This window comes from Cupriavidus sp. CER-90 (assembly GCF_057652055.1).
In genome coordinates this window covers 1,924,473-1,949,185 of record NZ_JBYGYM010000001.1, presented here as the reverse complement: position 1 = coordinate 1,949,185, position 24,713 = coordinate 1,924,473, and the positions used below count along the sequence as shown (strand labels likewise).

Below are 24,713 nucleotides of genomic sequence, written 5' to 3'. Positions count from 1 at the left end.
GGTCCCGGTCAGGACTTGGCGGCCGGCGCCGAAGCGGCGGCCGGTGCGGAGGCAGGTCCTGCACCCGCCTGGGCCGCAGTGGCTTCGGTAGCCTTCACCTTGGCGCCGGGGCGCACGAACTGCAGGCCTTCGACGATGACACGGTCGCCGGCCTTGAGGCCGTCGGTCACCAGCCAGTTGGTGCCGATGGTGCGGTCGGTCTTGAGCACGCGCAGTTCCACTTCGTTGTTGGCGTTGACCACCAGCGACGTGGGCTGGCCCTTCAGGTCACGCGTCACGGCGCGTTGCGGCGCCAGGATGGCCGATTGCCGCACGCCTTCGGCCAGGCGCGCGTGCACGAACATGCCGGGCAGCAGTTCATTGCGCGGGTTCGGGAACACCGCGCGCAGCGTCACCGAGCCGGTGCTCTGGTCCACGGCCACTTCGGAAAATTCCAGCCGGCCGGCCTGGGAATAGGTGCTGCCATCCTCGAGCTGCAGCGTCACCTTGGCGGCATTGGCGCCGGCGCCCTGCAACTTGCCATCGGACAGTTCCTTGCGCAGGCGCAGGATCGCCGCCGACGGTTGGGTCACATCCACATAGATGGGGTCGAGCTGCTGGATCGTGGCCAGCGCGTTGGCCTGCCCATTGGTGACCAGCGCGCCTTCGGTCACCAGCGAACGGCTGATGCGGCCAGAAATCGGTGCCAGCACACGGGTGTAACGCAGGTTGATGTGGGCCTGGTCCACGGCGGCCTTTGACTGCAGGTACGACGCCTGGGCTTCGGCGTACTGCTGCTTGCTGACCGCTTCGTCACCGACCAGACGGCCGTAGCGTTCGGCGAGCAGCTTCGACGACGCGAGCGTGGCCTCGGCGCTCTTCGCCGTGGCTTCGTAGGTGGATGGATCGATCTGATAAAGCTGCTGGCCCTGCTTGACGTCCGTGCCTTCCACAAACAGACGTTTCTGAATGATGCCGTTGACCTGCGGGCGAACTTCGGCGATCCGGTAAGGCAGGGTGCGACCGGGAAGGGACGTATCCAGCGTGACGGTTTCGTCCTTCAGCGTGACAACTTTCACTTCAGGCGTCTGGGCCGCGGGGGCTTCATTCTTCTTGCCGCAGGCGGTCAGAGCCGTCACGGCAAGAGCCAGCATGCCTGGAATCAAAGCACGCCTGGCGCGCATTGCTTGCATAGCGATTTCCTCGAGGATGAAACGGAATTGGTCTTCTTGTTCCCGGCCGGGGCCGGGTGGGCGCCACGGCGCGCGTGGACGCAATTGGCGTACCTGTCACCAGGCACGTATCGGATTACGGCTCAACGGATTGTCACCATGGGCCCCTGCTTTCGCCGGCTTCGCCGGCCTGGAGGAAAATCTGAACACCGGCCACGCCGCGCGCGCGTCCGGCACAGGGCCGCCCGTCAGGACGATCCTGCTCCCCGTACTCTCAAATGTCCTGCCCGATCTTCGATTATCGGGATTACCGTTGCATGCGTATGGCCGTGCGCCGATCTGTGCGGGCATCGTCCTGCCGACCGACAACAATAATCGTTTTCACCGATATCTGCAGACGCTCATGTCTGTTGTGGCGCCTTTCACACAATCTGTACCGAAACTGCCGGCTTTGACCGCTCCCTCCTCCAAGGTGAGCCGTCGATACCGCAATGCAGCATTGGAGCCGCCTGCCTGGCAAACAGTTCAATAAGCATGCTGCCTATTTCGGGCGTCGGCCGATATGCTACCAGTTCGGAGATAAATCAGGATGACAGAAAATTGGCTGTAATGAAGCGAAATACCCGCTCTGATCGGGGGAATTCGAAACGATTACCGCCGGATCGGAGGGATCGGGGCACCGGCTTGCCGATCCGCGAAACAGTGTGTTGCATGGACGGGACAGTGCATGGAGCGAGTGAATGCCACCCGCGCGCCAATGAAAATCCCCGCCAGCAGGCGGGGACGTCGTATCTCGATGATGGGTTAGTGAGTTATGCGCCGTCGAGGAAACGATTGCGAGGACCCAGCCGGCTACCGAGCATCGGCCCGCTCCAGCGCATGTCGCCCCGATAGCCGGGCGCGCCCGAGCTGTCAGGCGCCATCCCGGCCGTGGGCGCCGGTTGGTACGACGGTGCAGGCGACTGATAGGTCTGCGGTTGCGGGGCCAGGTTTTGCCTTGTCGAACTGTCCGCACCCTGGGAGTACGGATCGAACTTGTCTCCGGCGCGGGCACCACTGGTGTTGGGATCGTAAGTCCCGCTAGCGGTCGCACCACCTTGGGTATACGGATCGCGCGGGCCCGGCGTCGTCTGCGCAAAAGCCGAGATCGAAAGCAGCGCAAGGGCGCCTGCGGCGATAACACTTCGGGGTCGAATCATTGGCATGGTCAGCTCCGGAAAGCGGTGGAACAACGGAGGTGCTGTCCCTGTAAGCCACTACGGAGCGAAAGCCGTGCCGGTTATATTTGCGCCCTTTTAGGCACAATATAAGCGAAATATCGGAGATTGACGCGGTGTCCGCATGCGCTTTTACAAGACGCCGGTAACGGCTGCACCGCTGCCCCCCGGCTTTCGGGGCGCCTGGAAAGCGTGGCACAGGAGGTTGGGCGGTTGTGCGGCACTCGAATGCGCTCGCACGTTTCGCCCGCGCAAAAGCAAAACCCCCAAGCTTTTAGGGCTTGGGGGTTCTGGGTATAAGAGCCTGGCGATGACCTACTTTCACACGGGTAGTCCGCACTATCATCGGCGCAAAGTCGTTTCACGGTCCTGTTCGGGATGGGAAGGGGTGGTTCCAACTCGCTATGGTCACCAGGCATGAGGGGTTGCCGCACTGACATGCATCAGCGCAGCGAATCTGGGGTGTAGTAAAGGGGTTGTGTTGTATGCCTGTGGCACACGCGGACTCTGGTCCAACCAGGTCAAACACACTGGTTATAGGATCAAGCCTTACGGGCAATTAGTACTGGTTAGCTTAACGCATTACTGCGCTTCCACACCCAGCCTATCAACGTCCTGGTCTCGAACGACCCTTCAAGGAGGTCAAGCCTCCAGGGAATCCTCATCTTCAGGCGAGTTTCCCGCTTAGATGCTTTCAGCGGTTATCTCTTCCGTACATAGCTACCCTGCGATGCCTCTGGCGAGACAACAGGTACACCAGCGGTACGTCCACTCCGGTCCTCTCGTACTAGGAGCAGCCCCCGTCAAGATTCCAACGCCCACGGCAGATAGGGACCAAACTGTCTCACGACGTTTTAAACCCAGCTCACGTACCTCTTTAAATGGCGAACAGCCATACCCTTGGGACCGGCTACAGCCCCAGGATGAGATGAGCCGACATCGAGGTGCCAAACACCGCCGTCGATATGAACTCTTGGGCGGTATCAGCCTGTTATCCCCAGAGTACCTTTTATCCGTTGAGCGATGGCCCTTCCATTCAGAACCACCGGATCACTATGTCCTGCTTTCGCACCTGCTCGACTTGTCGGTCTCGCAGTTAAGCACGCTTTTGCCATTGCACTTTAGGTACGATGTCCGACCGTACCAAGCGTACCTTCGAACTCCTCCGTTACACTTTGGGAGGAGACCGCCCCAGTCAAACTGCCTACCATGCACTGTCCCCGACCCGGATTCACGGGCCAAGGTTAGAACCTCAAACAAACCAGGGTGGTATTTCAAGGACGGCTCCACGTGAACTGGCGTCCACGCTTCAAAGCCTCCCACCTATCCTACACAGATCGGTTCAAAGTCCAATGCAAAGCTACAGTAAAGGTTCATGGGGTCTTTCCGTCTAGCCGCGGGGAGATTGCATCATCACAAACACTTCAACTTCGCTGAGTCTCGGGAGGAGACAGTGTGGCCATCGTTACGCCATTCGTGCAGGTCGGAACTTACCCGACAAGGAATTTCGCTACCTTAGGACCGTTATAGTTACGGCCGCCGTTTACCGGGACTTCAATCAAGAGCTTGCACCCCATCATTTAATCTTCCGGCACCGGGCAGGCGTCACACCCTATACGTCCACTTTCGTGTTTGCAGAGTGCTGTGTTTTTATTAAACAGTCGCAGCCACCATTTTATTGCAACCCCTTCACCCTTCTGGCGCAGGCCAGTCAAGCTACCAGGGCGTACCTTATCCCGAAGTTACGGTACCAATTTGCCGAGTTCCTTCTCCCGAGTTCTCTCAAGCGCCTTAGAATACTCATCTCGCCCACCTGTGTCGGTTTGCGGTACGGTCTCGTATGACTGAAGCTTAGAGGCTTTTCTTGGAACCACTTCCGATTGCTTCGCAGCACTAGGCCGCTCGCCCCACATCCTTGAATTCCGCGCCCGGATTTGCCTAAGCGCCTTCTCCAATGCAGGGACCGGGACTTCCAACACCCGGACAACCTTCCGCGATCCGTCCCCCCATCGCATCATACGACGGTGCAGGAATATTAACCTGCTTCCCATCAGCTACGCATCTCTGCCTCGCCTTAGGGGCCGACTCACCCTACGCCGATGAACGTTGCGTAGGAAACCTTGGGCTTACGGCGAGGGGGCCTTTCACCCCCTTTATCGCTACTCATGTCAGCATTCGCACTTCTGATACCTCCAGCATCCTTTACAAGACACCTTCACAGGCTTACAGAACGCTCTCCTACCACGCACATTGCTGTGCGTCCGCAGCTTCGGTATATAGCTTAGCCCCGTTACATCTTCCGCGCAGGACGACTCGATCAGTGAGCTATTACGCTTTCTTTAAAGGGTGGCTGCTTCTAAGCCAACCTCCTGACTGTTTTAGCCTTCCCACTTCGTTTCCCACTTAGCTATATTTGGGGACCTTAGCTGGCGGTCTGGGTTGTTTCCCTCTTGACACCGGACGTTAGCACCCGATGTCTGTCTCCCGTGATTGCACTCTTCGGTATTCGGAGTTTGCTATGGCGGGGTAATCAGCAATAGACCCCCCAACCATGACAGTGCTCTACCCCCGAAGGTGAGACACGAGGCACTACCTAAATAGTTTTCGGAGAGAACCAGCTATTTCCAGATTTGTTTAGCCTTTCACCCCTATCCACAGCTCATCCCCTAACTTTTCAACGTTAGTGGGTTCGGTCCTCCAGTACGTGTTACCGCACCTTCAACCTGGCCATGGATAGATCATCTGGTTTCGGGTCTACACCCAGCGACTCAACGCCCTGTTCGGACTCGCTTTCGCTACGCCTTCCCTAACCGGTTAAGCTTGCCACTGAATGTAAGTCGCTGACCCATTATACAAAAGGTACGCCGTCACCCGTTGCCAGGCTCCGACTGTTTGTATGCATGCGGTTTCAGGATCTATTTCACTCCCCTCCCGGGGTTCTTTTCGCCTTTCCCTCACGGTACTGGTTCACTATCGGTCGATCACGAGTATTTAGCCTTGGAGGATGGTCCCCCCATCTTCAGACAGGATTTCACGTGTCCCGCCCTACTTGTCGCACACCTAGTTCCACAAATCTGTTTTCGCATACAGGGCTATCACCTGCTATGGCCGGGCTTTCCATCCCGTTTTGCTAACAGTTCTGCTAAAGAGTGCAAGGCTCTTCCCATTTCGTTCGCCACTACTCTGGGAATTTCGGTTGATTTCTGTTCCTGCAGCTACTTAGATGTTTCAGTTCGCCGCGTTCGCTTCCCTTGCCTATGTATTCAGTAAGGGATGACCCATTCGGGCCGGGTTTCCCCATTCGGACATCTCCGGATCAAAGCTTGTTTGCCAGCTCCCCGAAGCTTTTCGCAGGCTACCGCGTCCTTCATCGCCTGTGATCGCCAAGGCATCCACCACATGCACTTGTTCGCTTGACCCTATAACGAGTGTGTCTAACGTCTCCGCTATCCACGCTGGCTACAGGTCTGAGTTCTCGCGTTTGTGCCGTATTCCAAGTCATCTTTCGATCACTTAAATACATTTTGGTTGATACAATCACAACCCGGTATCGCGTTTGTACTGCAGCGTCTCATCAACGCTTCGCGACACCTTTACTACATCCCATATTGTTAAAGAACAGCCGACTTATCGTCGCTTGGCAATAGCCAAAGACAAACACTCAGAACCGCGTCCTGAATTCTTGTCTTTGACGACAACCCCAAGGTAAGTGGTGGAGGATGACGGGATCGAACCGACGACCCCCTGCTTGCAAAGCAGGTGCTCTCCCAGCTGAGCTAATCCCCCGCGTAGATAACTTGGTGGGTCTGGTAGGACTTGAACCTACGACCCCCGCCTTATCAAGACGGTGCTCTAACCACCTGAGCTACAGACCCTTGGCTGTAACAGCAAACAAACCGATAAGTGTGAACGCTTGACTTGTGAACACAAGCCTCTGGAAAGGAGGTGATCCAGCCGCACCTTCCGATACGGCTACCTTGTTACGACTTCACCCCAGTCATGAACCCTGCCGTGGTAATCGCCCTCCTTGCGGTTAGGCTAACTACTTCTGGCAAAACCCACTCCCATGGTGTGACGGGCGGTGTGTACAAGACCCGGGAACGTATTCACCGCGGCATGCTGATCCGCGATTACTAGCGATTCCAGCTTCACGTAGTCGAGTTGCAGACTACGATCCGGACTACGATGCGTTTTCTGGGATTAGCTCCCCCTCGCGGGTTGGCAACCCTCTGTACGCACCATTGTATGACGTGTGAAGCCCTACCCATAAGGGCCATGAGGACTTGACGTCATCCCCACCTTCCTCCGGTTTGTCACCGGCAGTCTCTCTAGAGTGCCCTTGCGTAGCAACTAAAGATAAGGGTTGCGCTCGTTGCGGGACTTAACCCAACATCTCACGACACGAGCTGACGACAGCCATGCAGCACCTGTGTCCACTTTCCCTTTCGGGCACCTGATGCATCTCTGCTTCGTTAGTGGCATGTCAAGGGTAGGTAAGGTTTTTCGCGTTGCATCGAATTAATCCACATCATCCACCGCTTGTGCGGGTCCCCGTCAATTCCTTTGAGTTTTAATCTTGCGACCGTACTCCCCAGGCGGTCAACTTCACGCGTTAGCTACGTTACTGAAGAAATGAATCCCCAACAACTAGTTGACATCGTTTAGGGCGTGGACTACCAGGGTATCTAATCCTGTTTGCTCCCCACGCTTTCGTGCATGAGCGTCAGTGACGTCCCAGGGGGCTGCCTTCGCCATCGGTATTCCTCCACATCTCTACGCATTTCACTGCTACACGTGGAATTCTACCCCCCTCTGACATACTCTAGCCTTGCAGTCACAAGCGCAATTCCCAAGTTGAGCTCGGGGATTTCACGCCTGTCTTACAAAACCGCCTGCGCACGCTTTACGCCCAGTAATTCCGATTAACGCTCGCACCCTACGTATTACCGCGGCTGCTGGCACGTAGTTAGCCGGTGCTTATTCTTCCGGTACCGTCATCCGCCCCAGGTATTAACCAGAGCGTTTTCTTTCCGGACAAAAGTGCTTTACAACCCGAAGGCCTTCTTCACACACGCGGCATTGCTGGATCAGGGTTGCCCCCATTGTCCAAAATTCCCCACTGCTGCCTCCCGTAGGAGTCTGGGCCGTGTCTCAGTCCCAGTGTGGCTGATCGTCCTCTCAGACCAGCTACTGATCGTCGCCTTGGTGGGCCTTTACCCCACCAACTAGCTAATCAGACATCGGCCGCTCCTGCTGCGCGAGGCCTTGCGGTCCCCCGCTTTCACCCTCAGGTCGTATGCGGTATTAGCTAATCTTTCGACTAGTTATCCCCCACAACAGGGTACGTTCCGATGTATTACTCACCCGTTCGCCACTCGCCGCCAGACCGAAGTCCGCGCTGCCGTTCGACTTGCATGTGTAAGGCATGCCGCCAGCGTTCAATCTGAGCCAGGATCAAACTCTTCAGTTCAATCTCTGTGTGGTGCCGAAGCACCTCGCTCTTTCGAGCGGTCGCTCACTCTCAGAAAACTGACTGGCTCGCGTCTCGCGACGCAAACCAACATGTTTTACTGTGCGAGCACTGATAACTTTTGAAGCATCACGAAGCCAAAGCTCCGTGGCGTTCGCCATCAAGCGCCCACACTTATCGGTTGTTTGTTTGTTAAAGAACTCGAGCGACCGGCTTTGCCGTTCGCTGTCGCTGCGTCTTTCGTCGCAGCGGAGAAACGAGATTATGCAGAGCATTCAACGTTTCGTCAACAGTTTTTGCAGAACTTTTTTCTGCCGGCCGGTGCCGCGAACCTCGCAGCGCCAACCCTCTGCCAACCCCGCAACCCTTGTCGCTGCTGCGTTTGCAGCGCGCTTTGTGTTGCGAGGGGGCGAATATTAGATGGGATTGGCGACCTGCGCAAGGGGTTTCGCAAAAGAATTTTCCGATCCCGTAGAATCGCCGGATGACGACGCTGCCGGAACCGCCCACCTATCTCCCCGAACGCCTGGCCAGCCGGGACGCGGGGGCGCTCGATGCCCTTGCACTGGCCACCGCCTTGGCCCGCCCGATTGCGTTTGTCGATCTGGAGACCACGGGGCCAGACGCCCAGCGCGACCGGATCACCGAGATCGGCGTCGTGGAAGTGGGGCCCGACGGCATTCACGAGTGGGACACCCTCGTCGACCCACAGGCCAGCATCCCGCCGTTTATTCAGGGGATGACCGGGATCACCGACGACATGGTGCGCGGCCAACCCACCTTCGCGTCGATAGCCGAACTATTGGCGGAACGGCTACAGGGCCGGCTGTTTGTCGCGCACAATGCCCGCTTCGACTACGGCTTCCTGAAGAATGAATTTCGCCGGGCCGGCGTGACGTTTCGTGCAGATGTCCTTTGCACGCTGCGGTTGTCCCGCTCGCTGTTCCCCTCGGTGGAGCGCCATGGGCTCGACGCGCTGATCGCCCGCTTCAACCTGATACCGAAGGGTCGCCACCGCGCGCTGGCCGACGCCGAGCTGCTGTGGCAGTTCTGGCAGAAGATCCACGATCTGTATTCGGTCGATCTGGTGGAGTCGGCCGTCAAGACGCTGGTCAAGCATGCCAGCCTGCCCGCCGGCCTGAGCGAGACCGCGCTGGACGACGTGCCGGACCGTCCCGGCGCCTACCTGTTTTACGGTGACGACGACGCGTTGCTATATGTCGGCAAGAGCATCCACCTGCGGCAGCGCATCCGCGCCCATTTTTCCGGCGACCATACCAACCCGAAGGAAATGCGCATCGCTCGCGCCGTGCGGCGCGTGGATTGGCGTGAGACCGGCGGAGAGATCGGCGCGCTCCTGCTGGAAGCCCAGCTCGTCAAGACGCTGCGACCGCTGCACAACCATCAGCTGCGGCACAACGACGAGCTGTTCGCCTGGGAAATGGTCGACGGCCTGCCCGCGCCGCGCCTGCGCTCGGACCGTCAGGTCGACTTCAGCCGCCATACCCGGCTATATGGTGTGTTTCCGAGCCGCGCCGCGGCACGTGCACGCCTGGTGGCGCTGGCCGACGAACATCAGCTATGCCTGGTCACGCTGATGCTCGAAGCGACGGCCGGCCGTGGCCACCCCTGTTTTGCGCGGCAAGTCCACCGCTGCGCGGGGGCCTGCACCGGCCATGAATCACGCGCCGCGCATCGTTTGCGCACGCTGGCCGCACTCGAAGCATTGACGGTGGCCCCGTGGCCGTTCGACGGGGCGATTGCCTGGCGCGAAGGCGAGCAACCCGACCAGCCCTGGCATGTGATCGAGGACTGGTGCTACCTGGGCACCGCGCCGACGCTGGCCGACGCCGAAGGGCTGACCGCCCTGCCAGCGCGCTTCGATATGGATACCTACCTGATCCTGGCGCCGCACGTGGCCAGCCTCAGGGCGACGGCCGTGCCGCTGGCCTCGGCGCGCCCGTTCGTGCTGACAGCACCGGTCGCGCCGGCCACGGCGCCGAGCGTTACCGGGCTCGATACCGGGCTGGCGACAAAGCCACGCGCCACGCCCAGGCGCACGGCAGCCATGACGGACGCCCAGTCATCCCTGTTTGGCTAGACAGGAATCGGCGAGGCCAGCACCGCCCGCAAGGCCCCCTGCTGATTGCCGGCGTCGATCAATCGATCTTCGCGCCCGACACCTTGACGGCCTGTCCCCAGCGTTTCTGCTCGTTGACGATGGTTGCCGCAAACGCCTCCGGCGACTGCCAGGCCGGCTCGGCGCCCTGCGCCTCAAGCTTGGCCTTCGTGTCCGGGTCCGCCAGCACGGTGCGCAGCGCGCCCGACAGCTTGTCGACGATTTCCTTCGGCGTGCCGGCCGGCGCCAGCACACCGTAGAAGCCCACCACCTCGAAACCCTTCAGGCCCGACTCCTCCATGGTCGGCACATCGGGCAGCGCCGGCGACCGCTTGCCCGACGTCACAGCCAGCGCGCGCACCTTGCCGGCCTTGATGTGCTGGGTGAACAGCGGAATCGAGTCGGCCATCATCTGGGCCTGGCCGCCCATCACGTCGGTCAGTGCCGGCGCGCTGCCCTTGTACGGGATATGGACAATGAACGTGCCCGACGCCTGCTTGAACATCTCGGGCATCAGGTGCGAAATGCCGCCATTGCCGCCCGACGCAAAATTGAGTTTGCCCGGGTTGGCCTTGGCATAGGCGATGAATTCCTTCAGGTTCCTGGCCGGCACGTTGTTGTTGACGACCATCACCAGCGGAATCAGCGCGGTACGTGCCACGGGCGCAAAGTCCTTCGGCATGCTGTACGGCAGCTTGGGATAGAGCGATCCGTTGATCGCCATCTGGCCGGTATTGGCGATCAGCAGCGTATAGCCGTCGGGCGCGGCCTTGGCCACGTTGTCCGACCCGATATTGCCGGCGGCGCCAGCCTTGTAGTCGAGCACGACGGGCTGGCCCAGGATTGGCTGCAGCTTCTCGGACAGGATGCGCGCATGCGTATCGACCGGCCCGCCAGGCGGAAAGCCCACCACCATGCGGATCGGCTTGTCCGGCCACGCGGCCTGCGCGGCGCCGGCGGCCAGTGCCAGCGGGGAAAGGACCAGGGCAGCCAGGACATGCCGGGCGCGGCGGGAAGCGAACAACGTCATTTCTCTCTCCGGATGCGGCCCCGCTCTACATGGCGGGGATCGGACCGGTATTGTGACGTTTTTGTGACAGTATTGGGAAGGGCTTTGGTCACCGGCCTGACCGGCAGCCCTCCGCCATCCTCCCCTCACTCCAGTACGATGCCGCGCGCCTTGATCAGCGCGCCCCATTTCCTTACCTCCGCGTCGATGAACGCGGCAAAGTCCGCGCTGCTGCCCGGCGACGGCTGCAGGCCCAGCGCCAGCAGCTTCTGGCTGATCTGCGGATCGGCCAGCGCCTGGCTGGCATCGCGATTGATCTGCTGCACGATGGCGGGCGGCGTGCCGGCCGGCGCCACGATGCCGAACCAGCCGTAGCCGACCACGCCGGGCACGCCCTGCTCGGCAAAGGTCGGGGCATCGGGATAGACCGGCGTGCGCGCATCGGCGGCGGCCGCGATCACGCGCAGCTTGCCGGCCTGGATAAAGGGCAGCGCGGTGGTGATTGCCGTCAGCGTGGCATCGACACGTCCGGCCAGCAGTTCGGTATAGGCCGTGGCGTCGCCGCGGTAATGAACGTTGAGCGCCTTGAACCCCGACTGCGCGGCAAACAGCTCGGCCGTCAGGTGCGGGCCCGAGCCGATGCCCGGCGACGCGAACGTGACGCCCTCGGACTTCTGCTTCGCCATCTTCACGAAGTCCGCCACGGTCTTGACCGGCGAACTGGCGTTGACGATCAGGAACACCGGGCCCAGCACGCGGGGCCCCACGGCGATGAAATCCTTGTGGATATCGAACCGCTGCGACAGGCCGGCTGCCGTGTTGATGGCGAACGGCGCAGCGGCCCACAGCAGCGTGTAGCCGTCGGCGGGTGCATGCGCCACCGTTTCGCTGGCCACGCGCGTACCGGCGCCCGGCTTGTTCTCGACCACCACCTGCTGGCCGTATTTGCGGCTCAGCGCCTCGGCCAGCACGCGCGCCGACGTATCGTTCGAACCGCCTGGCCCGTAGGGCGACACCAGCCGCACCGGCTTGCCGGGCCAGCTATTGCCGAAGGCATGCGGCACGACGCCGGCCAGGGCCATCGCGCCCAGCAGACGGCGGCGGGTCAGTTGCGATGGGGTCATGATGCCTCCCTGATCCGCTCGATGGCGGGATAGCGATAGGTGCGGTCAAGGTGATCCGGTTGGGGCACGTACAGGCGCAGCGCCACATAGAATGCCCCGGCCGGCGCCGGCAGCCAGTTGCCGAGCAGCGCGCGGTCCTGCGGCGGCTGCGCCGACAGGTACACCGTCAGGCTGCCATCGGCGGCGCGCTTCAGGGACGGAGACCGATCGCCCAGCGAATAGCGAGCCAGGTCGTTCGGCACCAGCATGCAGTCGGCCTTGTCGTACATGGTCAGCGACCAGAACGCGCCCACGCGCGGCAGGTTGTCGGCCGCGAAGTGCAGCCGGTAGGCGTGACCGCCGTCGAGCGGCGCGCCGTCGGCACAGCGGTCGGCCATCACGTACATGGCCTCCTGCACGCCCAGCGCACCAATATAGTTGCGCGCCACCAGCGCACGTTGCAGGTAGTCCGTGCCATACGACTCGCGCACGTCCACCGACATCGCCCAGCCACCGCCCATGTCCGACGCCTGCGGCTCGGCCAGGTCGGCCAGCACGCCCTGCAATGCGGCGCCCAGCGTCTCGACCTGCGCCGGCGTGGGCGTGAGCCCCTGGCCGATGCCGGCTTCGGCGAAGCGGGCCACCATGTCGGCTTCCGCCGGCGGCGGCGGGTTGTCGGCCAGCATCTGGTTGACCACGGCGGCAAAGCGCCGCGGATCGCCCAGATGTTCGCGCGGGTGCATGCCCACATCGAACGCGAACGCGGCCGGTTCCCCGTCGAGCCGCTTCAGCGCAATGGCGTCCTGCAGCGCATGGCCGGCGGCCAGATCGGCATCGCCGTCCACCAGCAGCCGGCCGATCATCCACACCGCGTTGGTCGGACACGGCACGGCCCGCATGCCGGCAGGCACTTCGCCATGCCAGTCGGGCCCGTGCAGCAGGAAGCGGCCCGCGCCGGTGCCGGTCGTGCGGCTGCCCAGATAGCCAAACGGATTGGTATAGAAATCGAGCAGCCCCAGCACGTAGTAGCGGCCGGCGAAGTCGGGCACTTCGAGCACCACGGGCTCGCGCGACAGGTCGAGCCAGGCATTGGTGTACAGCGTGTCGTTGTTCGGCGTGACCACCTGGCGATGCTGGGGGCCCAGCAGTTCGCGCGTGTGGATCAGGTGGTTGACCCAGCGCAGCGACGATTCGGGGCCGTCGCCAGCGAACCGCCCGGCCCGGTCGCGGCGCGGGCAGGTGGCCGCGCGCATGCGCGCCATCTCGTAGAGCGGCAGCGTGTAGATCACGGCTTCGCGGGCAAGCGGCAGGCCGGGGCTGGCGGTGGTGGTGGCGGGGGTGCTGATGGTTTGCGGCATGGGCTGGTGTCTCCTTTCTCTTATAGATATGGCGATGCGTGTTCCGCGCCGGGCTCAGCCGATCCGGCGCACGGCGGGAATCGTGTACTGGCCGGCAATAAAGCTGGCGGACGGGTGGTAGAGCCGCAGGATCAGGTAGAACGGGCCATCGGGTGCGGGCAGCCAGTTGGCATCGTCGGCCGGCCGGGCATGGCCGATGGGAATCACCAGCGTGCCGTCCGGCTCCATGCGCAGTCCCGGGGTGCGGTCGCCCACCGCATAGCGGCCGATCTCGTTGGCCGAGAAGTAGCGATCCTCCCCGTAGAGCGATACCGACCAGAACGCTTCGGCCGGCGGCAGCATGCCGGGCGCAAAACGCAGTTCATATCGATGCCGGCCGTGCAGCGGCTCGCCGTCCGCGTCGAAGTCGGCCATCGCGTAGACCGCTTCGTCCGCGCGCAGCGCGCCCAGCCCCTTCATCGCCGTGCAGGCGCGCAGCACCCAGTCGTCGCCATAGAGACCCAGCCGCATGCTGTAGCCCCACGCCTTGTGCCCCTGGCTGCGGGTATGGGCTTCGATCAGCGCCATCCCCTGGGCGTATGCGCTGCGCAGGCCGTTGACGATGGACGGCCGCAGCGCGGCGATCTCCACATCGTCCTCCAGCCGCAGGCCCACCTTGCGGAGCAGCGTGAACAGGCCTTGCTCCTGCGCGCCGGGCGGGAAGTCGCGCATCGCACGGAACAGGTTCTGGAAGAAATCCACGCCGGCATCGCCGGTGTCCTGCCACTGCGCCACGCTGGCCGGCCGGGCCGGTCCGGCGCTTCGCACCACCTGGAAGCCCTGCTCGAAGGCGTTGGCACGCGCCAGGTCATCAGGACCGGTCACGAGCACGCGGCCAATGATCCAGACCAGCGTGGTGGGCGCCTCCACCACGTGCACGCCGCTGCCGCGCTGGCCGGGTCCGACGATCTCCACATTGGCGCCTTCGCGCGGCACGTTGCGCGGACCCAGGTTGGCAAAGTTGTTGGTATGGGCATCCAGCAGTTCGACCACGTAGTAGCGGTCGGCATCGGGCAGCGCGGGCACGCGGATCGTGGCCGGGCCGTCGGCCAGGTTGAGCCAGCCGCAGAAATAGAGCAGGTCGTTGGCGGGGGTGACGATGTCGCGGTCTTCGTGCGTCCACTGGCGCGCGCTGGCCGACAGCATGTTCATCGGTGCGCGGCCGTAGCGCGTGGGGGCGTCCACCGATGTCTGCAGCCGGCAGGTACGCAGGGTTTCGATCAACGGGTAGCCGTAGATCACCAGCGGCAGCGCGGCGGCGGCCACCAGGGCCTCTTGCGGGCTGGCGTGCACCGGCGCAGCCAGGGCGGAAGGGGTGGCGGCTGGGGTGCCCGCTGGGTGGGGAAAGGCAGGATGATTCATGGCGATGGTCCGGGTGGATGGGAAGGTCGGGTTCATTCCAGCGTGGCGCCGCTCGACTTGACCAGCGCGGCCCAGGCCCGCGCGTCGTCGCGCATCTGGTTGGTGAACTGCGTACGCGACACGGGCTGGTAGCGCATGCCCATGGCCGCGATCTGCGCCTGCAGCGCGCTGTCCTGCATGGCTTCCTGCATCGCGCTTTCCAGCCGGTCGACGATGGCCGGCGGCGTCCTGGCCGGCGCGAACAGCGCGTACCAGCTATCCACGCGGAACCCGATGCCGGACTCGGCGAACGTCGGCACATCGGGCAGCGCGGCCGACCGCTCCGAGCCCGACACCGCCAGCGCACGCACCTTGCCGCTGCGGATCAGCGGCAACGTGCCGGCCAGGTCGGACATGGCGATGGGCACCGTGCCGCCCATCACGTCGTTCAGCATCGGCGCCACGCCCTTGTACGGCACATGCCGCAGGTGGATGCCGGCGGACACGTTCAGGCTCTCGCCGGCCAGATGGCCGCCCGATCCCTGGCCCCAGGAGCCATAGGCCAGGTCCGCGCCCGGCTGCTTCGCCATGGCGATCAGCGCGCGCACGTCCTGGGCCGGAAAGGCTGGATTGGCCACCAGCACATTGCCGCCGTAGGCAATGCGGCCGATGGGCACGAAGTCGCGCAGCGGGTCGTAAGTCAGCTTCGGAAAGATCGCCGGCGCAATCGCGTGCGTGGCCGAGATGCCCAGCAGAAGCGTGTAGCCGTCAGGCGCGGCACGCGCCACCTGTGCCGCGCCGATGGTGCCGGTGGCGCCCGCCACGTTCTCGACGACCACCGTGCCTTTGAGCACCGTCGACAGGCGGGCGGCCACCATGCGCCCCACCACATCGGTGCCGCCGCCTGGCGGAAACGGCACCACCAGCCGGATCGGCTTGCTGGGGTACGCGTCCGCGGCCACCGCCGCGGGCAACATCATCCCTGCCGTCACACCTGCCGCCAGGCACAAGGCCAGGGCGTGCCGCATCCTGCGAATTGCTGATCGCATGGTCTGTCTCCGTATTGTCCAGGATGGGTCGCTGCGTCAGCGCAGCGTGATCACGGCATCCGCCGCCACCAGCCCTTTGGGGCCGACGATGAACGGGTTGATTTCGAGCGTGTCGAGCCGGTCGCCAAGCGCGGCGGCCGCGCGCGATACGTTGACCAGCACGTCGGCCACCGCATCGAGGTCGATGGCGGGATGGCCACGGTGCCCGCTGCACAGCGCGGCGGCGCGGCTCTGCGTCAGCATGGCGCGAGCGCGCTGGCGCGACAGCGGCGCGAGCCCGAACGCCATCTGCCGGAAGATCTCCACGGCCGTGCCGCCGATACCCGCCAGCGCCACCAGGCCGAACACCGGATCGCGCCGCACGCCCACCATGATCTCGCCCCAGCCGCGCGCCATCCCCGCGACGATGGCGCCTTCGAACGGCACCGCATTGCCGCCGGCATCGCGTGCCTGCGCTGCGGCGTGGCGCACCTGGGCGAACGCGGCGCGCACGGCGTCGGCATCGCGCAGGTTCAGCGCCACGCCGCCGATATCGCTCTTGTGCAGGATATGGCGAGAGCAGATCTTGACGGCCACCGGATAGCCGATCGATTCGGCATGGTCCACCGCCGCTTCGGCATGCTGGGCCACGCCGTGCGGCACCACCGGCACGCCGGCAGCGGCCAGCCATGCCATGGCCTCGGCTTCCGACAGCGCGGTGGCGTCAGGCGGCAGGGCCGGGGGATGAACAGGCGCGCTGTTGTCGCCGCCAACAGGCGCGTCTGGGGCCGCTTCCATCGCGGCCGCCTTCGCCAGCGCAGCCACGGCTTCCATGGTATGCGCGGGTTCGCGGAACACCAGGCAGCCACGCGCCTCGAGCCAGGCGCGCTTGTCGTCGTCCATCACGCCCGAGATCAGCAACGGTGCGGCGTGGCGGTCGGCTTCGAGCGCCGACACGGTGTCCTGGAGCACGGGCCAGAGGCGCGGCGCATTGACGCCGCCGGCCAGAAATGCCGCCACCGCGCCGTACTGGCCGCAGCGCGCCACGTTGGCCAGCGCATCGACGAACACCTGCGGCTGCGCCACCACCTGGCCGGTGACGTCGATCGGGTTGGCGGTACTGGCAAACGGGATGGCCGCGCGCAGCGCCTGCGCGGCGGTATCCGGCATGGGCGGCATGGGCAGGCCCAGCGTCTCGGCGCTGTCGGCCATCATGATGCCGACGCCGCCCGATACCGTGACGATGGCCACGGGCGCCACCGCATCGGCGGCCAGGCCCGTTGGCGATTGCCATTGCGCCGGTCGCCGGCCGCGCGCCAGCGTATAGCCGAGCCGGAAGAAGGCTTCGAGCGTATGCGCGCGATGCACGCCGTATTCGTCGAACACCGCCTGGTACACGGCGTCCTCGCCGGCCAGGCTGGCGGTATGCGATTGCGCGGCGCTGGCGCCCGCCGCCGTGGTGCCCACCTTGGCGATCACCACGGGCTTGCCCGCAGCGCGGGCGGCGGCAAGCGCGCGGCGCAAGCGCATGCCATCGCGCGCGCCTTCGACATAGGCCAGGATCACTTGCGTCTGCGGATCGTTGGCCAGCCATTCGATCACGTCGGCCACCTGCAGCCCGGCCTCGTTGCCCGTGGTGACCCAATGGCTCAGGCCCAGCCCCGCTTCGCGCGCCAGCGCAAACGCGTACGCGCCAAACGCGCCGCTCTGGCTGACCAGTCCCACGTGGCCGACCGGCGGCACGCCGCTGAGCGGAATCGGCGAGAACGTGGCGAACATGCGCTCGCGCAAGTTCATCGCCCCCAGGCAGTTGGGGCCCAGCAACTGCACGCCGTGCGCATGGGCCTGCGTGGCCAGCGCGTGCTGCAGGGGATCGCCGCCGCTGACTTCGGCAAAGCCGGACGTGAACACCACGGCCGCGCGCGTGCCGGCCTGGCCCAGCTGCGCCATCACGTCGGGCGCGGCAGGTGCCGGCACGGCCACGATGGCCAGATCGACAGGCTCGCCGATGTCGGCCACGGACGCATAGGCGCGCAGCCCCTGCACGGTATCGGCGCCCGGGTTGACCGGGAACACGCGGCCGCCGTAGCCGAGTTCGCCAAGCAGGCGAATCGGCACGCCGCCCACCTTTTCGGGCTGCGTCGATGCGCCGATCACCGCGATCGATCGCGGGCACAACAAGGGCTGCAGGTCCAGCATGGTGTCTCCGTTGATGACACCGCGGTACATGCCACGGCGTTCTGTCGTGCGGGCGATCCGGGCCCGCATCCGGCGGCTAGCGTCCCACGCCGGCCATGTTCTCGATGGCGCGCACCATCTCGCGCAGCAGCGGCGCCACGCGCTTTTCCATCATGCCGCGCCTGACGCGCAGACCCGGCAGCGCGCAGTTGAACAGCAGCGGCCGGTTCAGGTACGTGATGCGCGAATACACGCCCACGCCGTGGATGTCCTCGCCGGCATCGCCTTCATTGAGTGTGAAGCCGCGCTTGGGGTAGTGCGCCACGTTGTGGCAGACGGTCTCGTAGCAGACGCCGAATTCCTCCGGACGCTCGGTGCGCGCCAGCATCATCAGCTTCTCGAACTCGCCCTTCGACAGCGTGCAGAGGAAGGCCCGCCCCATTGCCGTGGTCAGTACCGAACGTACCGCGCCTACGGCCGGCCGCGCCGACGTGCCTTCCATGTGCGTGCACGACTCCAAGTACGTCACGTCCAGCCGGTGCGCCACGCCCATCGACACCGCGCCCTCCACCTGGTTGGCCAGCGCCTGCATCAGCGGGCGTGCCAGGTGGCGCACCTGCAGGCCGGCCAGGTAGGGATAGCCCAGCGCCAGCACCTGCGCACCGACGAAATACTTGTCGAGCTTGGGGTCCCAGTCGAGATAGCCCAGTTCGAACAGCGTGCGGCAGATGCGCGACACCGTGGCGCGGGGCAGTTGCAGCCGCTGCGACAGTTCGCCATTGCCCAGCGGGCGCGGATCGTCGATGAAGCAGCGCAGCAGCGCAAACCCCTTGGCCAGCAGCCCGCCGAACGAAGGGTCTTCGCGGCGGCGTTCGGCAATGAATTGTTCGACCGGGGTGTTCATGGGCATGTCGTCTCCTGGATTCCAGTGTGGGCGTCGATTCGGCATCGTGTCAAAAAGCGGAACGTATTTCCATATATTGGAAATCAGGAGCGTAAACCCCGACTTGACGGTGCGCGCGGCCGAAACGTAAGGTGCAAAACCGAATTCGAATTCGCATACGGAAAATCGTCATGCAAGCTACTTCCCCAGGTAACGAAACCGCCACTTCCGTATCGGCCTTTCCCCGGGTCGATACGTCGTCGATCCTGCAACCGCCGCGCCAGCGCCGGGCGCGGGAAACCGAGCAGGCCCTGCTGACAGCGGGGCGCCAGTTGCTGGCCGAACGCGATTTCGCGGCCGTGTCGGTCGCACAGATCGCAGCCGCCTGTCAGGTGTCGGTGGGTGCGTTCTACGGCCGGTTCCGCGACAAGATGGCGTTCTTCGATGCGCTGCGCGCGTCGGTGATGGAGGAATCCGATGCGTCGGTGGCGCGCTACATGGCCGAGCATCGCTGGCAGGAAGCCCCGGCGGCCCAGATCCTCGACAAGACCATGCGCTTCATGGTCAACGGCTGCCGCAATAACCGTGGCGTGATTCGCGCATCACTCAAACACGCCACCACGCATCCGGAGCAGTGGCTGCCGCACCAGAAGAACGGGCAGGCGCTGATCGAGCGGCTCGTGATCCTGCTGGTGCCGCGCCTGTCCGGGCCGGCCGACGAAGCCGAGCTGCGCGTGCGGTTTGCCATGCAGATGGTGTTCGGGATGCTCGTCAACGCCGTGCTGAACAATCCGGGGCCGCTGCAACTCGATGACGAGCGCCTGCCCGGCGAAATGGCGCGCATGGTGGGCCGCTACCTGGGCATCGAAGCCTGACGGGCCGGGCCGCCCCCGCACCGCTTTCCCTCGCTTCATCCGTCCAACCGCCCGCAGCAGCCGCAACCATAGCGGCATGTCTGGGAAGCAGACCGGGCACAAAAAGAGGAGACACACCATGAAGCAAACCACGCTGCCGCGCCGGTGGTGGGCGGCTCGCGTCGCCTGCGCGGCGATGTCGCTGTTGCCGCTGGCCGCACTTGCGCAGGGCGACTATCCGACCAAGCCGGTCCGCCTGGTGGTGCCCTACCCGGCCGGCGGCCTGACCGACACGCTGGCGCGCCAGGTGGCCGACGGGCTGTCAAAGCGGCTCGGCCAGCCGGTGGTGGTGGAAAACAAGGGCGGCGCGGGCGGCATTATCGGCACCGATTTCGTCGCCAAGGCGGCGCCCGACGGCTACACGCTGCTGATGACGATTCCGGGGCCGATCACCGCCAACCTGGCGCTCTACAAGAAGCTGCCCTACGACCCGCGCACCGACCTGCGCCCGGTCTCGGACGTGGCGATGGCCCGCACGGTGCTGGCCGTCAACAGCGGCGTGCCGGTCAAGACCGTCAACGAGCTGATCGCCTACGCGAAGAAAGAGCCGGGCAAGCTGCGCATGGGATCGTGGGGGCCGGGCACGCAGCCACACACCATCCAGGCCTACATGGACAAGACCTACGGCGTTGACATCCTGCATGTGCCGTATCGCGGCGAAGGGCCGATGGTGACCGACCTGCTGGCCGGCCAGGTCAACGTGACGATCGGTTCGGTCACCACGCTGCGCCAGCACATCGCCACCGGCAAGCTGCGGCCGCTGGCCGTGGCCGGCACCACGCGCGCCCGGGCCTTGCCCGACGTGCCGACGTTCGCCGAGGCCGGCTATGGCGATGCGGCCTACAAGATCGTCGGCCCGACAACACTGCTGGCGCCGGCGAAGACGCCTGAGGCCATCGTCGAGCGGCTGGGCCGCGAAGTGGCGTCGCTGGTCAAGACGCCCGAGATGCAGGCAAAGATCGACGAAATGGGCGCCGAGCCGATTGGCAACACGCCGGGCGAGGCCGAACGCGCCTACAAGGCCTATCTGCCGGTGGTGCTGAAGCTGACCGCCGATACCGGCGTGACGCTCGACTGACTTCGCGCCTTTGCCTGCTGCATGCCGCCGTGTGCGCGGCATGCAGCGAAACCATGGCCGTCATGAATTCCGGCGGGTCATGCTGGGCCCGCCGGCATCGCCCGACTAGAATCGCGCCATATCCTCTTTGCAGATGCCCACATCATGGCCACGCTCTTCCTGGTCCGTCACGGCCAAGCCTCGTTTGGCGCCGCCAACTACGATTGCCTGTCGGACGTCGGCCGCCAGCAGGCCCGCTGGCTTGGCGAATATTTCAAGGGGCGGGATATCACGTTCAAGCGCGTGGTGGCCGGATCGCTGGTGCGCCAGCAGGACACCGCCACCGAAATCCTGCACGGCATGGGCGCCGCCGGGACCGCCGTGGACACGCACACGGGCCTGAACGAATACGACGGCGAATCGCTCTACCGCAGCTTCACCAAGGGCGCCGATCACCGGGCCCACCAGAACGGCGACTACCAGGATTACTGGCGCACGTTCCGCGCGGCATTCGCGGCCTGGACGCAGGACCAGCTGGCCGGCATGCCCGAAAGCTGGGAAGCGTTCGGGGCGCGCATGCAGGCCGCGCTGTCGACGGCCACGGAAGGCGCGGCGCGCGAGGATGCGCTACTGGTGGTCAGCTCCGGGGGCGCCATTGGCCGGGCCATCGCCGACCTGCTTGGCGCACCCGCCCAGACCGCCATCGAGCTGAACCTGCAGTTCCGCAACACCGGCTTCTGCGAACTGATCGTCGGGCGCGGCACGCAGCGCCTGCTGAGCTTCAACAACGTGCCGCATCTGGAACACCCCGAGCGGCGCCGCGCCATCACGTTCGCCTGACCGGCACCGCGTCAGCGTTGCGACAGCGCCAGCTTGCCAGCCAGCGCCAGGAATACCGTTCCCGCAAACCAGTTGACGGCGCGCTGCACCCGCGCCGAACGCATCAGCACGCGACCGAACAGGCCCGAGAACCACGCGATGGATCCAAACACCAGCAGCGTGGCCACGATGAAGGCAAAGCCCAGCACCATGATCTGCAGGGCCACGTGCCCCTGACTTGCGTTGACGAACTGCGGCAGGAACGCCAGGAAAAAGATCACCACCTTGGGATTGGTCAGATTCATGACCACGCCGCGCAGATACATGTTCCTGACCGGGCGCGCCGCGGCGGCGTCCTTGCCGATGTCGCCCACCGGCGCACGAAACGCCTGCCACGCCAGATGCACCAGGTAGAGCGCGCCAACGATCTTCAGCACGGTGAACGCCACCACCGATGCCGCCAGCAGCGCGGCCAGGCCCACGGCCACCACGGCCGTATGCACCAGCAACCCCGTACACAGACCCAGCACCACGGTCAGCCCGGCGCGCGTGCCGTGCATCGCCGATTGCAACAGGACGAAGATATTGTCGGGGCCGGGGGCCAGGCTCAGCAGCACGGCGATCCCCAGGAAAGGCAGCAGCGTTTCTAACGGTGGCATGCGGGCGCTCCGCGAAATGTGAGACGCCATGGTAGCCCATGGCCGCACGGCGGGCGAGCCGCCGCTTTTCGACTGGATCGATCAATCCATTCAAACAATCAATTTATCAGCACAATGCTGTCGGCCTATATTCGAGTCGCCCTCCCGCGCATGACGGGACGGCCATTCGAAAACAAAGACGAGGAGACATCGATGGATGCACGTGCACATGGGCGGCACGCGGCGGCGCTCGCCCTTGCGGCAACGGTAACGCTGCTGGCGGGCTGCGGCGGCAGCGACGACAGTGGCAATGGCGGCAATGGCGGCACCAGTACCCCGGCCGCCCGCACGCCGGGCGTGACGCTGAAGATCACCGGCACGCAGGATTTTGCCGGCACCTACGGCAGCGTGGGGCAGTACGAGCAGGTCACCGGCACCGTGAGCGGCGAAGTCGATCCGAAGGACCCCCGGAACGCGGTCATCCAGGACCTGGCGCTGGCACCGGTCAACGCCAACGGCATGGTCGAATACTCGGCTGACTTCGTCATGCTCAAGCCGAAGGACATGAGCAAGGCCAGCGGCGTGCTGCGTTACGACGCGCCGAACCGCGGCAACATCCTGACGATGCCCAACCCGACCGCCTCGCCCAGCGACGCGGTGTACCTGGAACGCGGCTACGTGCTGCTCTATTCGGCCTGGCAGGGCGACGTGCCCAAGTCCACCGCGGCGCGCCTGACCGTGACGGTACCCGTGGCGAAGAATGCCGACGGCACGTCGATCACCGGCACCTATCGCTCGGAACTGGTCCCCACCGCAGCCACGCCGATGATGTCGCTGCCGGGCGGCGTGTTCAACGGCACGATGCTGCCCTACGCGCCCGCCAGCCTCGACAACACGCAGCCCGGCTATTCGCTGACCCGGCGCATCAACGAGACGGATCCACGCGTGGCCATTCCGGCCAGTGACTGGAAATTCGCCAAATGCGATGCGGGCAACCCGTTCCCGGGCACCGCCGACCCCGCCAACATCTGCCTGCGCGGCGGCTTCGATCCGCAATACCTGTACGAACTGGTCTACGTGGCCAAGGACCCCAAGGTCATGGGCGTGGGCCTGGCCGCGCTGCGCGATACGGTCAGCTTCTTCCGCACCAGGACCGTGGATAGCGCCGGCACGCCGAATCCGCTGGCCGGCCGCATCCGGTACGCCATCGGACAAGGCACGTCGCAGTCGGGCAATGCCATGAAGACGTTCCTGCACCTGGGCTTCAACCGGGCGCTGGACGGCTCGAAGGTGTTCGACGGCATCTACGCCCATGTGGCCGCGCGGCAGACCAACATCAACACGCGCTTTGCGGTGCCGGGCGGCGGCGGCGGCCTGCGCACCGACCACACGGCGTTCGGCCAGACCGCGCCGCGCGGGCTCGATGCCAACTACGTGGACGACGTCTCCGGCAAGACCGGCGGTGTGATGGCGCGATGCTCGGCCAGCAACACCTGCCCGAAGTTCTTCCTCGGCTTGTCGGGCACGGAGTTCTGGCAGTTGCAGGGCTCGCCGGTGCTGACCGATGCCAACGGTTTCCGTGACCTGAAGCAGCCCGACAACGTCCGCATCTATTACTACACGGGCACCCAGCACGGCGGCGCGGGGGGCGCCAGCAGCATCGCGTTCGCCCCCACGCGCAATGTCTATCCGGCTGGCACGGTGATCCACCACAACGACACGTTCCGTGCGCTGTTCATCGACCTGGAGGACTGGGTGGTCAAGGGCACGACGCCGCCTGCAAGCCAGGTGCCGGCACTGGCCGACGGCACGCTGGTACGTCCCGCCAGCCTGACGCTGCCGGCAATGAAGGGCACAAGCTGGCCGGTGTCTGGCGTATCGACGACGATTCCGGACTTCCAGTACCTGGCGCGCTACAACGGCTATCCGCTGCTGGACTTCGGGCCGCAGTACCGGCGCGAGGATGAATCGGGCATCGCCACGATCCTGCCGCCCGCCTACCTGAACCGCGACTACGCGATCCTGGTGCCGCAGACCGACCCGTCCACCGGCATTCCGCGTGCAGGCATCCATAGCGTGGAAGCCCGCGCACCGGTCGGCACCAGCCTGGAGTTCAACTACGTGGCCACGGCGGGCATTGTCGACCTGTCCAACCTGACCGGATCGTTCATTCCGTTCCACAAGACCGAAGCCGCACGCATCGCCGCCGGCGATGGGCGCCCGTCGCTGGAGTCGCTCTATACCAACCAGGCCGGCTATGTGGCCGCGGTGACCGCTGCGGCCAACGATCTGGTGGGGCAACGCTTCCTGCTGCAACGCGATGCCGACGCGATCATCGCCCGCGCGGTGGCGAACCCGGTGTTGCCGTAAGGCGGATCGGGCGGCGGTG

The 24,713-nt window shown here is 64.5% G+C and carries 15 protein-coding genes, 2 tRNA genes and 3 rRNA genes; 5 read left to right on the top strand and 15 right to left on the bottom strand.

Going from position 1 to position 24,713, the window contains the following annotated elements:
• Nucleotides 1-8: 8 nt before the first annotated feature.
• The 7 genes from AC24R4_RS08660 to AC24R4_RS08630 form a co-directional block, all read right to left on the bottom strand.
• Nucleotides 9-1,172: an efflux RND transporter periplasmic adaptor subunit gene (locus AC24R4_RS08660; RefSeq protein WP_400394430.1), complete on the bottom strand. Its 1,164-nt coding sequence runs from the start codon at nucleotides 1,170-1,172 to the stop codon at nucleotides 9-11.
• Between the two features lie 791 nt (nucleotides 1,173-1,963).
• Nucleotides 1,964-2,356 carry an endonuclease gene (locus tag AC24R4_RS08655; RefSeq protein WP_487522743.1) on the bottom strand — a complete coding sequence of 131 codons (393 nt, stop codon included), beginning with the start codon at nucleotides 2,354-2,356 and terminating at the stop codon, nucleotides 1,964-1,966.
• Between the two features lie 314 nt (nucleotides 2,357-2,670).
• A 5S ribosomal RNA gene (gene rrf, locus AC24R4_RS08650) occupies nucleotides 2,671-2,784 on the bottom strand.
• Nucleotides 2,785-2,906: 122 nt separating this feature from the next.
• Nucleotides 2,907-5,787, bottom strand: a 23S ribosomal RNA gene (locus AC24R4_RS08645).
• 291 nt (nucleotides 5,788-6,078) lie between these two features.
• Nucleotides 6,079-6,154: transfer RNA gene (locus tag AC24R4_RS08640), tRNA-Ala, on the bottom strand.
• 12 nt (nucleotides 6,155-6,166) lie between these two features.
• Nucleotides 6,167-6,243, bottom strand: a tRNA-Ile gene (locus tag AC24R4_RS08635).
• 63 nt (nucleotides 6,244-6,306) lie between these two features.
• Nucleotides 6,307-7,838, bottom strand: a 16S ribosomal RNA gene (locus AC24R4_RS08630).
• The 16S, 23S and 5S rRNA genes sit together here with 2 tRNA genes alongside, the layout of an rRNA operon.
• Nucleotides 7,839-8,322: 484 nt before the next feature.
• Here AC24R4_RS08630 and AC24R4_RS08625 point away from each other — a divergent pair.
• Nucleotides 8,323-9,939 carry an exonuclease domain-containing protein gene (locus AC24R4_RS08625; RefSeq protein ID WP_487522742.1) on the top strand — a complete coding sequence of 539 codons (1,617 nt, stop codon included), beginning with the start codon at nucleotides 8,323-8,325 and terminating at the stop codon, nucleotides 9,937-9,939.
• Between the two features lie 58 nt (nucleotides 9,940-9,997).
• Here the strand turns inward: AC24R4_RS08625 and AC24R4_RS08620 are convergent, their stop codons facing one another.
• The 7 genes from AC24R4_RS08620 to AC24R4_RS08590 form a co-directional block, all read right to left on the bottom strand.
• Nucleotides 9,998-10,987: a Bug family tripartite tricarboxylate transporter substrate binding protein gene (locus AC24R4_RS08620; RefSeq protein ID WP_153947123.1), complete on the bottom strand. Its 990-nt coding sequence runs from the start codon at nucleotides 10,985-10,987 to the stop codon at nucleotides 9,998-10,000.
• 125 nt (nucleotides 10,988-11,112) lie between these two features.
• Nucleotides 11,113-12,090: a Bug family tripartite tricarboxylate transporter substrate binding protein gene (locus AC24R4_RS08615; RefSeq protein WP_487522741.1), complete on the bottom strand. Its 978-nt coding sequence runs from the start codon at nucleotides 12,088-12,090 to the stop codon at nucleotides 11,113-11,115.
• Nucleotides 12,087-13,427, bottom strand: coding sequence for a DUF1254 domain-containing protein (locus tag AC24R4_RS08610; protein WP_400396538.1), 1,341 nt, complete (start codon nucleotides 13,425-13,427; stop codon nucleotides 12,087-12,089). The genes AC24R4_RS08615 and AC24R4_RS08610 overlap by 4 nt, the downstream gene beginning before the upstream one ends.
• Nucleotides 13,428-13,481: 54 nt before the next feature.
• On the bottom strand, nucleotides 13,482-14,828 hold the full coding sequence (locus AC24R4_RS08605; protein ID WP_487522740.1) for a DUF1254 domain-containing protein: 1,347 nt from the start codon (nucleotides 14,826-14,828) through the stop codon (nucleotides 13,482-13,484).
• Between the two features lie 32 nt (nucleotides 14,829-14,860).
• Nucleotides 14,861-15,856 (bottom strand): Bug family tripartite tricarboxylate transporter substrate binding protein, encoded by a 996-nt coding sequence (locus AC24R4_RS08600; RefSeq protein WP_487522739.1) that lies wholly within the window; start codon nucleotides 15,854-15,856, stop codon nucleotides 14,861-14,863.
• A gap of 36 nt (nucleotides 15,857-15,892) precedes the next feature.
• Nucleotides 15,893-18,034 carry an acetate--CoA ligase family protein gene (locus AC24R4_RS08595; RefSeq protein ID WP_400393065.1) on the bottom strand — a complete coding sequence of 714 codons (2,142 nt, stop codon included), beginning with the start codon at nucleotides 18,032-18,034 and terminating at the stop codon, nucleotides 15,893-15,895.
• A 76-nt stretch (nucleotides 18,035-18,110) separates the two neighbouring features.
• The gene (locus AC24R4_RS08590) at nucleotides 18,111-18,917 is read right to left on the bottom strand and encodes an IclR family transcriptional regulator (protein ID WP_400393069.1); all 807 of its coding nucleotides are present in this window, start codon (nucleotides 18,915-18,917) and stop codon (nucleotides 18,111-18,113) included.
• A gap of 170 nt (nucleotides 18,918-19,087) precedes the next feature.
• Between AC24R4_RS08590 and AC24R4_RS08585 the strand changes: the two genes are divergently transcribed.
• From AC24R4_RS08585 to AC24R4_RS08575, 3 genes are all read left to right on the top strand, one after another.
• Entirely contained in the window at nucleotides 19,088-19,771 is a 684-nt protein-coding gene (locus tag AC24R4_RS08585; protein ID WP_400393064.1) for a TetR/AcrR family transcriptional regulator, read from the top strand.
• A 118-nt stretch (nucleotides 19,772-19,889) separates the two neighbouring features.
• A complete protein-coding gene (locus AC24R4_RS08580; protein ID WP_400393062.1) occupies nucleotides 19,890-20,888 on the top strand; it encodes a Bug family tripartite tricarboxylate transporter substrate binding protein in 999 nt (332 codons plus the stop codon).
• Between the two features lie 144 nt (nucleotides 20,889-21,032).
• The gene (locus tag AC24R4_RS08575; RefSeq protein ID WP_400393061.1) at nucleotides 21,033-21,707 is read left to right on the top strand and encodes a histidine phosphatase family protein; all 675 of its coding nucleotides are present in this window, start codon (nucleotides 21,033-21,035) and stop codon (nucleotides 21,705-21,707) included.
• A gap of 11 nt (nucleotides 21,708-21,718) precedes the next feature.
• On the opposite strand, the gene AC24R4_RS08570 is transcribed toward AC24R4_RS08575, so the two are convergent.
• Nucleotides 21,719-22,345 (bottom strand): LysE family translocator, encoded by a 627-nt coding sequence (locus AC24R4_RS08570; protein WP_400393059.1) that lies wholly within the window; start codon nucleotides 22,343-22,345, stop codon nucleotides 21,719-21,721.
• A 192-nt stretch (nucleotides 22,346-22,537) separates the two neighbouring features.
• On the opposite strand from AC24R4_RS08570, the gene AC24R4_RS08565 reads away from it, so the two are divergent.
• A complete protein-coding gene (locus AC24R4_RS08565; protein ID WP_400393058.1) occupies nucleotides 22,538-24,694 on the top strand; it encodes an alpha/beta hydrolase domain-containing protein in 2,157 nt (718 codons plus the stop codon).
• Nucleotides 24,695-24,713: the final 19 nt, after the last annotated feature.